Origin of the sequence: Acinetobacter sp., assembly GCF_036666595.1 — a bacterium.
Taxonomy (GTDB): Bacteria; Pseudomonadota; Gammaproteobacteria; order Pseudomonadales; family Moraxellaceae; genus Acinetobacter.
Genome location: NZ_JAVWVO010000011.1, coordinates 39,483 through 53,670 on the forward strand (window position 1 = coordinate 39,483; position 14,188 = coordinate 53,670).

The 14,188-nt window shown below is 44.6% G+C and carries 12 protein-coding genes; 9 read left to right on the plus strand and 3 right to left on the minus strand.

Going from position 1 to position 14,188, the window contains the following annotated elements; genetic code table 11:
• The first annotated feature begins 73 nt into the window (after nt 1-73).
• The 9 genes from hisIE (at nt 74) to RR876_RS13505 (ending at nt 10,356) form a co-directional block, all read left to right on the plus strand.
• A complete protein-coding gene (gene hisIE / locus RR876_RS13465; RefSeq protein ID WP_332478278.1) occupies nt 74-856 on the plus strand; it encodes a bifunctional phosphoribosyl-AMP cyclohydrolase/phosphoribosyl-ATP diphosphatase HisIE in 783 nt (260 codons plus the stop codon).
• An 11-nt stretch (nt 857-867) separates the two neighbouring features.
• Entirely contained in the window at nt 868-2,370 is a 1,503-nt protein-coding gene (locus RR876_RS13470; protein WP_078388536.1) for an AAA family ATPase, read from the plus strand.
• Nucleotides 2,371-2,408: 38 nt separating this feature from the next.
• On the plus strand, nt 2,409-3,773 hold the full coding sequence (locus RR876_RS13475; RefSeq protein WP_332478277.1) for an AAA family ATPase: 1,365 nt from the start codon (nt 2,409-2,411) through the stop codon (nt 3,771-3,773).
• Nucleotides 3,774-4,134: 361 nt separating this feature from the next.
• The gene (locus tag RR876_RS13480; protein WP_332478276.1) at nt 4,135-6,975 is read left to right on the plus strand and encodes a monovalent cation/H+ antiporter subunit A; all 2,841 of its coding nucleotides are present in this window, start codon (nt 4,135-4,137) and stop codon (nt 6,973-6,975) included.
• 1 nt (nt 6,976) lies between these two features.
• Entirely contained in the window at nt 6,977-7,342 is a 366-nt protein-coding gene (locus RR876_RS13485) for a Na+/H+ antiporter subunit C (RefSeq protein ID WP_004692695.1), read from the plus strand.
• Nucleotides 7,342-9,150, plus strand: a complete 1,809-nt coding sequence (locus RR876_RS13490; protein ID WP_332478275.1) for a monovalent cation/H+ antiporter subunit D — start codon at nt 7,342-7,344, stop codon at nt 9,148-9,150. The genes RR876_RS13485 and RR876_RS13490 overlap by 1 nt, the downstream gene beginning before the upstream one ends.
• A 2-nt stretch (nt 9,151-9,152) precedes the next feature.
• A complete protein-coding gene (locus tag RR876_RS13495; RefSeq protein WP_004978767.1) occupies nt 9,153-9,674 on the plus strand; it encodes a Na+/H+ antiporter subunit E in 522 nt (173 codons plus the stop codon).
• Nucleotides 9,671-9,946 (plus strand): monovalent cation/H+ antiporter subunit F, encoded by a 276-nt coding sequence (locus tag RR876_RS13500; RefSeq protein WP_004692700.1) that lies wholly within the window; start codon nt 9,671-9,673, stop codon nt 9,944-9,946. Before RR876_RS13495 ends, RR876_RS13500 begins: the two co-directional genes overlap by 4 nt.
• Nucleotides 9,947-9,957: 11 nt before the next feature.
• Nucleotides 9,958-10,356 carry a Na+/H+ antiporter subunit G gene (locus RR876_RS13505; protein WP_332478274.1) on the plus strand — a complete coding sequence of 133 codons (399 nt, stop codon included), beginning with the start codon at nt 9,958-9,960 and terminating at the stop codon, nt 10,354-10,356.
• 42 nt (nt 10,357-10,398) lie between these two features.
• On the opposite strand, the gene RR876_RS13510 is transcribed toward RR876_RS13505, so the two are convergent.
• The 3 genes from RR876_RS13510 to infB form a co-directional block, all read right to left on the minus strand.
• Nucleotides 10,399-10,890: a hypothetical protein gene (locus RR876_RS13510; protein ID WP_332478273.1), complete on the minus strand. Its 492-nt coding sequence runs from the start codon at nt 10,888-10,890 to the stop codon at nt 10,399-10,401.
• Nucleotides 10,891-11,082: 192 nt separating this feature from the next.
• Nucleotides 11,083-11,487, minus strand: coding sequence for a ribosome-binding factor A (locus RR876_RS13515; protein WP_004978763.1), 405 nt, complete (start codon nt 11,485-11,487; stop codon nt 11,083-11,085).
• The gene (infB, locus tag RR876_RS13520; RefSeq protein ID WP_332481919.1) at nt 11,487-14,186 is read right to left on the minus strand and encodes a translation initiation factor IF-2; all 2,700 of its coding nucleotides are present in this window, start codon (nt 14,184-14,186) and stop codon (nt 11,487-11,489) included. Before infB ends, RR876_RS13515 begins: the two co-directional genes overlap by 1 nt.
• Nucleotides 14,187-14,188: the final 2 nt, after the last annotated feature.

The window sequence follows — 14,188 nt, forward strand, 5'->3', positions numbered from 1 at the left end:
AAATCACGTAGACTATAGCGCGCTACGTTAACATCGTAACACTCTCAATATTTATTCGCTTGGTGAAAGAAACATGAACAATTTGCAATGGCTCGATGAAGTAAAATTTAACGAACAAGGTTTAGTCCCTGCCATTGCACAGCATCATCAAACGGGGCGTGTCTTGATGGTGGCATGGATGAACCGTGAAGCTTTGGCTTTGACGGCTGAGAAAAACCAAGCCGTGTATTTCTCTCGTTCACGCAACAAGTTATGGCACAAAGGCGAAGAGTCTGGGCATTTTCAAACCGTACATGAAATTCGTCTCGACTGCGATGCCGATGTAATCGTGTTACAAATTGAACAGCATGGCGGGATTGCCTGTCATACAGGGCGTGAATCATGCTTCTACCGTAAACTCACGCCAAATGGCTGGGAAATTGTGGATGCACAGCTCAAAGACCCGAACGCGATTTATGGTGAAAAATCGAAAAATCCGCATACATTGGCGATGAATGCTTCAACGGCGCAGTCTGAGCAAGTTGAAGTTTTATCCTACCTCGGTCAAATGATGGCTGAGCGTAAAGCAGCAGATCCAGACTCATCTTATATTGCAAAGCTGTATCACAAAGGTCTCAACAAAATTTTAGAAAAAGTCGGTGAAGAAGCCATTGAGACAGTGATTGCCGCGAAAGACTTTAAGTCTGAAGCCAATGAAGACCATAAAAATGACTTGATCTATGAAGTGGCAGACCTTTGGTTCCATACTATTGTGGTTTTAGGCTATTTCGACCTAGACCCTCAAGTGGTTCTCAATGAATTGGCACGTCGTCAAGGGCTTTCTGGTTTGCTTGAAAAAGCCAACCGCAGCCACTAAGTTTATTGCCTGTGTCGAATATCATCAAACCGAGCGCGACTTATGAGCAAGCCATTGCCATTGATAACGCACGTCTGGGCAAATCGTTTAAAGTAATTGCTTATGCAGGCACAGGTAAAACCACCACACTGCAAATGATTAGCGATGCCATGCCACAAAGACGAGGCATGTATTTAGCATTCAACAAAGCCATTGCCAGTGAAGCACAAACGAAGTTTCATGGCAATGTCGACTGCCGAACCTTCCACTCGCTTGCTTTTCGCAGTGTTCCACGTGGAGTGACGGACAAACTTCGTCTGCCTCGTTTAAGTCCGAGTTTTATCGCCAAAGAATACCGCCTTGAACCCATTACCTTAAGACGGATGATGGGTGGACGTTATGAAAAATATGTATTGATGCCATCACGCTTGGCCAGCCTTGTGGCGAATGCTGTGAGTCACTTCTGTTCAACCAGTTCTCAGTATCCTGCACCACGACATTTACAAGCACCGAGTTGGTTACATCCCGATGATATCGATTCACTACAAAAGCACCTCTACCCTGCCATTGAACGACGTTGGTTAGAGTCCATCGATCCCAACCATCAGGCTGGGATTGGTCACGATATTTATTTAAAACTGTGGGCGCTGTCTGAACCCAATATCCCAAGTGACTATGTGTTGTTTGATGAGGCACAAGATGCCGATCCGCTGATGTTGGGCATCTTACTGAAACAGCGCAATACACAAGTGATCTATGTCGGTGATGCACACCAACAGATTTATGCATGGCGCGGTGCAGTCAATGCCATGCAACAACTGCCTTTGCCTGAGTCCCGTCTCACCACCTCGTTTCGTTTTGGTGAAGAGATTGCATTGCATGCCAATGCCATTTTAGGCGCCTTGAATGAAACCGTACCGCTCATGGGCAACCCTCTGCTCAACTCCAAAGTGGTCAACAAACCTCATACCAAAATGCGCGATGCGATCTTATGTCGCACCAATGCGCGCGCCATGGAACTGCTACTCTCAGGATTAGTTCATGGCGACAAAGTCAGCCTACAAGCCGACCATGTCAAACTGAACCGCTTTGTCGATGCCGCAGCGATGCTCAAACAAGGCAAGCGCGTCACCGATGTGCCTGAACTGGCATGGTTTAATTCTTGGCATGATGTACATGAATACTGCGAAACCAATGACGGCAGCGACATCAAGCCTTTAGTGAAATTGGTAGATGATCATGGCACCGATCCACTCAAAAAAGCCCTCGCGAAGATTACGCCGATTGAACAAGCGGATTATATTATTTCCACCGCGCACAAAGCCAAAGGCTTAGAGTGGAACCGCGTTCACATCGAAGATGATTATCAGTTTAAGGTCAACGACAAAGACCATAAAATTAGTGATGAAGAGTTAAGACTGCTTTACGTGGCCTGTACACGTGCTAAAGTAAGTTTAAATATCCATCACATTTACGACCTGATGCAACAGCTGAAAAAACAAATGCCCAGCTCATTACGTAAAGTTGCTGGATAGTCGAATGTAAAAATAGTCACAACCGCTGCGGGTGTTCTATGAAAATTCAATCGATTCACCTGAAACACATCCTGCATTTTGCTGACCTTAAAGTCGATTTTTCTTATCATGATAAACCCGTCACTTTAATTTTAGGCGATCAAGCCTCAGGCAAGACCTCAATCTTACGTTTTAGCTATCAGGCTCTGACTTGGTTTGCGGCCCGTTATAAAGATTTACGCTCTGCAGGTGTGGTGATGTTAGATCACGACATTATGCTGAACCGCCTTCAGTCCAAAATTGATATTCAAGTTGCTGTGCCCGCTGAGCTGTATGCTCTCAAACCTACGGCAACCGATACTGCGCCCGAACCCTATGCATGGCAACTCTACAAAACCTTAAACCAACAAGGCATTGGCATCAGTCGAGTTGAAACTTTGGAACTCGAACAACTGGTCAATCTATATCAGCAGGCAACATTACAAGATCCGCTGCAAGGTTTGCCGTTGATTGCGTATTATCCTGCGGAACGTTTTGTCAATGAGATGAATATTCTCAGCAAGAACAATCCCCTGATTTTCCAACATGCACATGCCTATGAAATTTCAGCTATTCCCTATACCACCTTTGCACGCTTCTTTGAGTGGTTTCGTGAAATCAGCGATATTGAAAATGCCCAAACTGCACAGTTTTTACAAACGATATTGCATCAGCCTAAAAGTATGCCACCCGATATCCCCTTAAGCTATAAACTGACTCAGGCTCAAGCACACATCCAGTCACCCAGCCTACAAGCGTTCAAGCAAGCGTTAGCAACCGTTCTGCCCGAAATTGAAGATCTTTATCTGCAATATCATCCCAAGTTACAACTGATGGTGCGCTACCATGGCAACAGCATGCTCTATCAACAGCTTTCCAATAGTATTCGCAACTGGGTCGCGCTCGTTGGCGATATTGTGCGACGTTTATGCCTACTCAACCCTGAAAGCCTATTCCCTTGTTTAGAAGGTGACGGCGTACTGTTGATTGACGCGATTGATCATCAATTGGATCAAAATATGGCGCAAGTCATGTTAAAACGTTTAAATCAGGCTTTTCCTCGACTACAAATTATCGCCTCAGGCAACCGAAGTGAGTTGCTGGAACAAGCCAGTGAGTTTCAATGCCTCAAACTGGAAAATAAGCAATTAAGTCCGATCCAACTCGAACCACTGCAACATCAGTTCGATGTAATTTACCAAAACCTTGCCAATCATGAAGCGACCAGTGGAAGCACCGAACCGATTGCGGCTGAACCCCAAGATTTAAGTGTGGCTGAATTATTCACACAGATTCAACAACAACTCTCTCCCGAACAGCAACAACATTTGATTGCTTTACTCAGTGCTGAGGATGATGCCTCATCGGCAAATCCATTAACTTAGCCAGCTTCATAAGCACATCTATTTCAACCCTCAAAAACAGGCGACCAATGGTCGCTTTTTTACATTTCTTGCACTGAGAAAGTGCCTACCATCCACCAAGAAACGACCATCACGGGTATAATGTTTTGCGTCAGCGCAAAAAAGATTGATGTTGTTTTAGTCATGTTATATGATCGGTTTTACTTGCAAATTTCTAACTGAAATCGGATTTTGCTATAACGCTTCATGAGTTGCGCAACACAACTTCATTATTTTTAAATTTCACATTGGCTTTCAAGATTGAAACTCTTGGGCTGCTCTTTGCAGTCCTGTAATCCTTGAAAGATGAGATTCACCAATAGGTTTTGACCTATTCACGACAATGGAAACGAGTGTGCTACCGATTATTATATTGTTACCGTTAATACTTGGCACAACCCTTGTCTCATTACTGAAGCAGAGCTCACGCAGGCTAACCGCCTTCGCAGCTGTTGGGGTCAGTATGACAAGTTTAGGCTTATTACTGACCCAAGCACGAGAGGTGTTTAATGGCGCTGTCATTATGCAGTCGTGGTCATGGTTGCCGCAGCTTGGAATTGACTTCAGCTTCCGTCTAGACGCATTAGGCCTCCTCTTTGCCTTACTGATTAGTGGCATCGGAACGCTCATTTATATTTATGCCTATTTTTATTTAGGCCCAAAAAATTCTCTCAACAAACTCTATCTACTGCTCATGTTGTTCATGGCAGCCATGCTCGGGATTTCACTCTCCAATAATTTAATTTTACTCCTCGTTTTTTGGGAGTTGACCAGTATCTCCTCTTTTCTGTTGGTCGGTTATTGGAGCAATTACGATGCGGCGCAACGTGGCTCACGCATGGCATTGACCATTACGGGTATGGGCGGATTAGCCATGCTAGGTGGTTTCATCTTGCTCGGCCAAATCACAGGCACCTACGAGATTGATCAAATCTTGACGATGACAGCACAAATTCAAAGTCATGCTTTATTTGTTCCTACGTTGCTGCTGATTTTACTCGGTGCTTTTACCAAAAGTGCGCAATTTCCATTCCATTTTTGGTTACCTAACGCGATGGCAGCCCCGACCCCCGTGTCTGCTTATTTACACTCAGCAACCATGGTAAAAGCGGGCATTTTCTTGGTGGCACGACTGTTACCTATTTTTGCAGGTGCAGCACTGTTCCACAATTTGGTCACCTTTATTGGCTTGTTTACCCTGTGTATGGCTGCGTTTTTTGCCATCTTTAAAGAAGACCTAAAAGGTTTATTGGCCTATTCAACCATCAGCCATCTCGGCTTGATCATGTGTCTCTTGGGGATCGGATCACCATTGGCTGTGGCTGCGGCTATTTTCCATATTATTAACCATGCCACCTTTAAAGCAGCGCTGTTCATGATCGCAGGTATTATCGATCATGAGTCAGGCACACGTGATTTACGCAAGCTTAGTGGGTTATGGCAACTGTTGCCTTATACGGCCACTTTGACGATGGTCACTGCAGCATCGATGGCCGGCGTGCCCTTGACCAACGGTTTCTTATCTAAGGAAATGTTCTTTACTGAGCTGCTTAGCAATCTATCTGGCCCTGTGCTCATCTGCTCGGCAATTGTCGCGACACTGGCGGGGATTTTTGCAGTGGCTTACTCTGTGCGTTTGGTGCATGGGGTTTTCTTCGATGGCCCAGTGGGCAAACAAGTTCCGAACAAGGATGCACATGAACCGCCGTTTGGCATGCGTGCACCAGCTACTTTACTAGCGTTTCTGTGTATTTTAGTCGGCTTATTCCCTGCCCTATTGGTTGAAAACATCGTCAACAGTACAGCACGTGCCAGCACCCAAGTGATGAATTTTGAAGGCACACATCTTGCTCTATGGCATGGTTTTAACATGCCATTGTTGATGAGTGCTATTGCCTTGGTCGGCGGTCTGATTTTCTATTTCAGTCTAGCGAAGGGTGGCAAAATTCGAGAAATTGATCTTGATCCATATTTAGGTCGTCTACAAGGTCGAGTTGCCTTTGACTTATTCCTCAAGTCACTCCTGCTCAACTCGCGCAAATTTAAACGATTGACTGAAAACGGTAAATTACAAAGCTATATTCTCTGGATTGTGATCTTCAGTATTGCCGTAGTCTCACTTCCATTTTTAGGACAAGGGCTGACCACAGGTACCCGTGAACTTACCCATGCCCCTGCTTTAGCGATTGTATTGTGGCTACTGTTATTCTCTTCTTGCTGGATGATGTTGTGGTTCCACCACGAACGGATTAAAGCAGTATTGATCAGCGGTGCGATTGGTTTAGTCGTGACTATGGTCTTTATCTGCTTCTCTGCGCCTGATTTGGCTTTGACACAAATCACCGTCGATGTGGTCACCACCGTACTGTTATTGATGAGTTTATCACTTTTACCACAACTCACTCCCTATGAGTCGAGTGTCTCACGCCGTTGGCGAGATGCCCTGATTGCGATTAGCGGCGGGCTCGGCATTGCATGGATCACATGGCTCATCTTGACCCGTGATCACAACTCCATTTCATGGTTCTTCATGCAGCAGTCGATTCCATTAGGCGGCGGTACCAACGTGGTCAACGTGATTTTGGTCGATTTCCGTGGTTTCGATACCTTCGGTGAAATTACAGTCCTCGGCATTGCAGGCATTGGCGCGCTGTGCCTAATGGATGGTATGCGTACCCACGGCACGACTATGACCCAAGGTCTCAGTTACCGTTTTAATCCATCGCCATTGATGCTTCGCATTAGCGCATCTTGGATTTTACCTATTGCATTGGTAGTCAGTCTGTATATCTTCCTGCGTGGACACAATCTGCCTGGGGGCGGGTTTATCGCGGGTCTAATTACCGCTTTGGCCTTGATTATTCAGTACATGGCACTCGGTCAAGATCATGCAGAACAACTGCTCAAAGCCAAGTCTGGTCGTTTGTATGAAATCTGGATTGGAACAGGTCTGGTCATTGCAGGATTAACAGGCTTAGGCGCATGGTTCTGGGGACGTCCCTTCCTCACCAGTGCACACTTTTATGTGTCGCCACCGATCTTAGGTGAAATGCACCTAGCGACAGCTGCACTGTTCGATGTCGGGGTTTATATCACGGTCGTAGGTGCAACCATGCTACTTATTTCAGTACTTGGGGACTCGCGTCACTCTAGTATGTCTGGTCCAGTACCAAAGGGGGATTAATATGATTAGTTTAGAACTGTTACTTGCCTCCGCTATTGGTCTGTTGACTGCCACAGGCATCTATCTGATTTTGCGTGCCCGTACCTTCCCTGTGGTACTTGGCTTGGCCATGATTGGTTATGCCGTCAATTTATTTTTATTTGCCATGGGGCGACTTCAACTTAATGCACCCGCGGTACTCACGGAAGCCAGCAAAGCCACTGACCCTTTGCCACAAGCCTTGGTGTTAACCGCGATTGTGATTGGCTTTGCCACCACGGCGTTTATTGTACAACTGGCTTTACGCAGTCGTTATGAAACAGGAACCGACCACGTTGACTCTAAAGAAGAAATACCACAAATTGACCCACGTGAGGATGAGCCATAATGAATGACTTCATCCAATTTTGGACCGAACACACCCCAATTTTTAGTATTTTAATTCCTGCCATTACTGCCTTTATTTTGGTGTTACTGGGTAATCCAGGATCAGGTTCTTTAGCACAAGACTGGCGACAACCTTGGCGTCGAGGCATTAGTTATACCTCAGGCCTGTTGGGCTTATTTACAGCAGTAAACTATCTGATCTTTGCCAGCTCTGGGCAAATCAGTGTTTATAACCTGAGTGAATGGGCTGCACCATTTGGTATTGTTTTGGTCCTCGACCAACTGTCTGCCCTGATGCTGGTTTTAACCTACAGCTTAGCTGTTCCAGTGATGTGGTTCGCCAGTAAAGAATGGGATGAACGTGGCCGTTATTTCCATGCCATGTGCCATTTCCTACTGATGGGGCTAACCGGTGCCTTCCTGACAGGCGACTTATTTAACCTGTTCGTATTCTTTGAAATTTTGTTGATGGCCTCTTATGTTTTGTTACTGCATGGCCAAGGCAAAGCGCGTTTTCAACTCGGCATTCACTATGTCACCATTAACCTGTTGGCATCAGCTCTGTTTCTGATTGGCCTTGGCATGATTTATGGCAGCGTCGGCAGCCTCAATATGGCGGATGTTGCACGTTTGATGCCTCTATTGGAAGGCGATCAACATCGTATCGCGGTTGCTGGTGGACTATTGTTATTTACAGTCTTTGGCATTAAAGCAGCCATGCTACCTGTCGGTTTTTGGCTACCGAAAACCTATGCGGTCGCGACCACTCCTGTAGCGGCTCTGTTCACCATCATGACCAAAGTCGGTATTTATGCCATTTTACGTGTTAATGGAACCGTATTTGACGATGCAATTAGCCGTGAAATCCTGCAATACATTTTATTGCCGATTGGTTTAATTACCTCAGTCTATGGTGTGATTGGCGCGATGGGCGCGGAACGCTTACGTCGTTTCATTGGCTTTATGATTTTATCTTCTGTGGGCACGATTTTAATCGCCATTTCCCTGTTCAATACCTTGGCATGGGCAGCGGCACTGTATTATTTGGTGCACAGTACCATTATTGCGGCAGCTTTCTACATTTTAAGTGGTTGGATTACCTCTCAACGTGATGAGTTTAAAGACCATTTTAAAATTGCACCGCAAATGAAACAACATAAGATAGTGGCGTTAACCTATTTCACCATTGCCTTGATGATGGCAGGTTTACCACCCTTTAGTGGTTTCTTAGGCAAAGTATTTATTCTCCAAGCCACCGCACACTCACCGTATCAATTGCTGATTATTATCACAATTCTAGTGGTCAGTCTCTTGAGTATTATTGCGTTTACACGTGTGGGTTTCGTGATTTTTTGGCGCGCAACCAAACCAGAAGACAACCCTGATGAAGCTGCTTATGCCGCGTACCAAGCTTTGCCTGAACAAGCGCCGAAGCGCAATGACAAAACCATTTATCTATTGTTGGTAGGTTTAATGGCTTATATGGTATTTGCAGGTCCGATTCAAAAGTACACTTACCAAACGGCTGAGCAAATCCAAAATAATGCGCTCTACGAACAGACTTTACTCAAAACTGATGAGCATGGACAGACCATTAGCGTACAACCTTTCGACAGTGAAAATTTACCTGAAACCAAATATGGTGGCGAACGGATGGATCCAAATGCACATTTGATTCCATATTTAATTTCAGAAGAAACACTGGAAGGCGAACATATTTCCGAATACAAAAAACGCCAAATGCAACAGCAACAACAGGCTGAAGTGAATCCCGATGCTGAAAGCCTACAACCGATGGTGGAGCCTTAAACATGAAAAAAACGTCGTTTTTGGAGCGTTGGTTACCCCACCCTTTTGTCTCGGTGATTGTTGCGCTGAGCTGGGTGATGTTGGCACATAGTGTCGATGCAGCCAGCTTAGTGATGGCATTTTTACTGGCTATTTTTATTCCGCGTCTGATCAGACCATTCATTACTTACACTCCAAATATTGAATGGAAAGCGGCGCTGAAACTATTTTTTGTGGTGTTATACGACATTGTGGTGTCGAATATTCAAGTGGCTAAATTGGTCCTCGGCCCAATTGATCGTCTACAACCCAAATGGTTTCGCGTTCCGCTGGAAACACAACATGAGGAAGTAAACACCTTACTGGCGATGATTATTACCACCACACCAGGCACTGTTTCAGCAGGCATCGATCAAGATCGTGGGGACATTTTAGTTCACGCCCTCAGCACCGATGATGAAAATGCCGAGATTGAAAATATCAAAGCGCGTTATGAAAAACCGTTGATGCAAATTTTTGGTGTCGAAGCAGGAGACAAAGCATGACTATTTTGCCTTATGCCCTCGGGATTTGTTTAATCGCCGTCACCATTTCAATGTTGCTGTGCTTAATTCGCTTAATCATCGGCCCATCGATTGTAGATAGACTCTTAGCACTCGATACACTCTTTTTAAATGCAATCTGCCTCATTATTATTTTAGGCATTTACTGGGCCAGCACTTCATTATTTGAAGGTGCTCTTTTGGTTGCGATGCTCGGCTTTGTCTCTACAGCCGCTTTAGCGCGCTACTTCACCTCAGGTCATGTGATTGACTAGGAGCAAGATCGATGCAACTTACGATGGAAATTTTAGTCTCAATTTTTCTCCTGATCGGTACTTTCTTCATGCTAGTCGGAGGAATTGGAATGGTGCGCCTGCCCGATTTATTCATGCGCCTGCATGCCCCAACCAAGTCCAGTACCTTAGGCTTAGGGAGCTTCTTGATCGCGGCAATGATCTATTCTGCATTCCAAGGACGCTTTGGTTTTGCTGAGCTGCTATTAACGCTGTTTGCCTTCTTAACCGCACCTGTATCGGCGAATTTGATGGCGCAAGCGGCACTACATTTACGCTTACGCTCACTGAGTGGCGATGTTCCAGAAGCACTGAATCGCCCACTGCCTTGGCAACGCACCCGCCGCAGAGCTTTTAGCAATAAGCATGAAGACACTGAACATCGTCTTTAAACACTTGTGGTGTTAAGGATATAGAAATGACTTTCTAGCGCTTCAGCATTGACATGGTGGTGTTGCGCTAATTTGAACATTGTACTGATGATAAGGTTCAAACTTATTAGATAGTGTCACCTCAATTAAATTCACTAGTGTTGCCGGACAAGTCAGTTTAATTAAGGCTCTAGCCACTCGAATATCAAAAATTAAACAATAATCCGAGTGTTCCAAAGCACGAGTTGAAAAATAGAGTAATTTAGAAATATAGCTAATATTCAAACCATTAATTAACTTCAATGTTCTATAGGCTTGTTGAATATTCTTCCTTTTTACATGCATGAACGCCAACTCCATGAGCTCCATATTCTCTGAAGTATAATATTTATTCGTCCTAAATGTACCATAACCAATATCAGCAAAACCCCAAATCATCGTCAGTACAAAAGGTGACTCCACACTAACTTTGCAATCAAAATAATCCCTAAAACATTTAATGACCTGTTCTCTTGAAATATCATCATCACAATAGTCCTTTGTAATACTTTTCAAGTTCTGATCCAAACTCAGCCATCGAGTAGAATTATACTTAAATTTAGATTCTCTCAACGGATCCAGACTCCGGATCTCTAATAATTGAGGCTCGCTGAGATACAACATTTTTAAAATCTCTATCTATTTTTATCTATATAAAATTATAAAAAAAGCCACCCGGAGGTGGCTTTTTGATTCAGTTAGACTGAATTATTCATCATCTTTATTTGCTTCGTCAGCGGGTAAATCCTTCACTGCTTCAGCAATCAGGCCAAACATATAGTTACCATATGCATTGGTTTTATCGTAATGGAAACGCAAACGCGGTGTAATACGTGTCTTAATACGACGGCCGAGTTCGTGACGCAAGAAACCAGATGCTTTGTTCAGCACATCTAGCGTTTCTTTATTGGCTGCTTCACTTTGCTCATCGCCAAGCTCACGGCCCATCACAGTCACATATACTTCAGCATAACCTAAGTCTGGACTAACCTTCACCGCAGAGATGGTCACGAGACCACCTAAGCGTGGATCTTTCAACTCTTGACGAATCAGTTCAGACAACTCACGTTGCACTGTATCCGCCATGCGCTTAAGACGTTGACTACCCGCCATTAAAGACTCCGTTTGATCAATTGAACATCATAGACTTCGATCTTGTCTTTTTCTTTGATGTCTTTATAACCTTTCACCGCAAGACCACATTCCATACCTGCGCGAACTTCTTCAACCACTTCTTTATAACGACGAAGAGACTCAAGCTCACCTTGGAACACAACCACGTCATCACGAAGGATACGAATTGGTTTATTACGATGTAACATACCCTCAAGTACCATACAGCCTGCTGCTGCACCAAACTTACTTGAGTGGAACACTTCACGTACTTCAGCCACACCCAGAATTGTTTCACGGTGTTCTGGAGCAAGCTTACCGCTCATCGCTGCTTTCACATCATCAATCAATTGATAGATGATTGAGTAGTAACGAATATCGATGCCATCAGCATCCGCTTTTTGACGCGCTGCGTTATCCGCACGTACGTTAAAGCCAAGAAGAACTGCTTCAGAAGATTCAGCTAGTGTCACGTCAGATTCAGTGATCGCACCAACACCTGAGCCAATGATACGAACTTTAACTTCGTCTGTTGCAAGGTCAGCAAGAGCAACATGTAATGCTTCCAATGTACCACGTACATCAGTTTTCAATACCACATTGACGATAGGCACATCTTTCTTGCCCATAGATGCCATGATATTTTCAAGACGCATTGCACTTTGACGCTCAAGACGTTTTTGACGTTCACGATCCATACGCGCATCAGCAACTTCACGTGCTTTCTTCTCATCGCTTACAACAAGAACTTCATCACCCGCCATTGGCGCTTCAGGTAGACCTAAAATTTCAACTGGAATCGAAGGACCTGCAGATTGAATACGTTTACCGTTTTCATCTGTCATTGCACGAACGCGACCGTAAGATGCACCCGCAAGAACCAGGTCACCTACTTTCAATGTACCGTTTTGAACAAGGATAGACGTTACCGCACCACGGCTGTTGTCTACACGTGCTTCAATCACGACACCTTGTGCAGCACCCTCTTCAGATGCTTTCAATTCAAGCAATTCAGCTTGGATTGAAATCAAATCTAGAAGCTCATCGATACCTTGACCAGAATGTGCTGAAACCATTGCAACAGGTACATCACCGCCCCATTGTTCTGGCACGATTTCTTTTACTGTCAATTCGTTCAATACGCGATCTGGATCAGCCGATTCTTTATCCATTTTGTTGATTGCAACAATAATTGGTGTACCAGCTGCACGTGCATGATCAATTGCTTCCGCAGTTTGTGGCATAACACCATCATCTGCTGCTACAACAAGAACCACGATATCAGTCGCTTTCGCACCACGTGAACGCATTGCAGTAAATGCAGCATGTCCAGGGGTATCAAGGAAAGTGATCATACCTTTGTCCGTTGTTACATGGTACGCACCGATATGCTGTGTGATACCGCCCGCTTCGCCTTGAGCAACTTTCGCACGACGAATACGATCAAGAAGCGATGTTTTACCATGGTCAACGTGACCCATGATGGTCACCACTGGTGCACGTGTAGATTGAGCACCACGTGCGCCTTCAGCTGCTTCAAGTAAGTTATCTTCAGCTTGCGTATCCGATACAAGAACAGGGTTATGACCCATTTCTTCTACGATCAATGCAGCAATTTCTTGTTCAATCGCTTGGTTCTGAGTAACCAGCTCACCCATTTTCATGAGTGATTTAATTACTTCACGTACTTTAATCGCCATTTTTGCTGCAAGATCTGCAACAACAATAGTTTCGCCAATTTCAACATCATAAACTTGTTTCTTAACTGGTTTTTCAAAACCATGTTTACCAGCCTGACTTGTTTTCAGACCACGTTTAGGTTGCTTGCTGAAACTTTGCTCTTCCTGACCACGACGACCACCTTTTTTCGGTGCACGTGTACTTGGTGTATTGGTACCACGTTTGATGTCACGGTCTTCTTTCGCAAATGAATCTTCATATGCTTGGCCAACTAGACCCGCAGCAAGTGGAGAATCATCCACAACACGAATGGTCGCAGTTGCATCTTCGTTAGAATACTTAGATGCCATTTGACGCATTTGCTCAAGTGTACGTTGCTGCGCTTCTTCAGCTGCCTTACGACGTGCTGCTTCTTCAGTCGCTTTTAATTGAGCGGCTTGAGCTTCACGTGCTTTTTTCTGTTCAGGTGTTTCAACAACTTTAACTTGTGCTTTAACCACAGGCTTATTGTTTGATTTACGCTTCACAACTACCGCAGCTTTTGCTACTTCTTGCTTCGTCGTTTCTTGCTTTGCAGCAGCACGCATCGCTTCAAAGTTTGCAGCCGCTTTATTTACTACTGGAGTTTTAGCTTTTGGTTCAACCATAGCTTGAACGTTCGCACGAGCTTGTTGCTCCGCTTGCGCTTTTGCCAAAGCTTCTGCTTTAATTTGTTCTGGATCTGGCTTGGTAAATGTATGTTTCTTGCGAACTTCTACATTAATCGTTTTTGCCTTACCTGAGGTACTCGCTACTTTAGCGGTACTGGTCGTTTTACGTTTCAACGTGATTTTTCCTGCCTGACCATCGTCTTGACCATGAATTTTCTTCAAATGGTGCACGAGGGCATCTTGTTGTTCAGTAGAGATTATATCGTCCGATTTACGCTGTGGTAAACCAGCATCACGAACCTGCTCTAGGAGCTTCTCAACAGGGCGGTTCACACTGAGAGCTAACTCTTGTATCGTCTTATCCGTCATGT

What these genes read in the sequence shown, in the direction of transcription:
- hisIE (WP_332478278.1), top strand. Translation starts at nt 74, where the DNA reads ATGAACAATTTGCAATGGCTCGATGAAGTAAAATTTAACGAACAAGGT.
- RR876_RS13475 (WP_332478277.1), top strand. Translation starts at nt 2,409, where the DNA reads ATGAAAATTCAATCGATTCACCTGAAACACATCCTGCATTTTGCTGAC.
- RR876_RS13480 (WP_332478276.1), top strand. Translation starts at nt 4,135, where the DNA reads ATGGAAACGAGTGTGCTACCGATTATTATATTGTTACCGTTAATACTT.
- RR876_RS13485 (WP_004692695.1), top strand. Translation starts at nt 6,977, where the DNA reads ATGATTAGTTTAGAACTGTTACTTGCCTCCGCTATTGGTCTGTTGACT.
- RR876_RS13490 (WP_332478275.1), top strand. Translation starts at nt 7,342, where the DNA reads ATGAATGACTTCATCCAATTTTGGACCGAACACACCCCAATTTTTAGT.
- RR876_RS13495 (WP_004978767.1), top strand. Translation starts at nt 9,153, where the DNA reads ATGAAAAAAACGTCGTTTTTGGAGCGTTGGTTACCCCACCCTTTTGTC.
- RR876_RS13500 (WP_004692700.1), top strand. Translation starts at nt 9,671, where the DNA reads ATGACTATTTTGCCTTATGCCCTCGGGATTTGTTTAATCGCCGTCACC.
- RR876_RS13505 (WP_332478274.1), top strand. Translation starts at nt 9,958, where the DNA reads ATGCAACTTACGATGGAAATTTTAGTCTCAATTTTTCTCCTGATCGGT.
- RR876_RS13515 (WP_004978763.1), bottom strand. Translation starts at nt 11,487, where the DNA reads ATGGCGGGTAGTCAACGTCTTAAGCGCATGGCGGATACAGTGCAACGT.
- infB (WP_332481919.1), bottom strand. Translation starts at nt 14,186, where the DNA reads ATGACGGATAAGACGATACAAGAGTTAGCTCTCAGTGTGAACCGCCCT.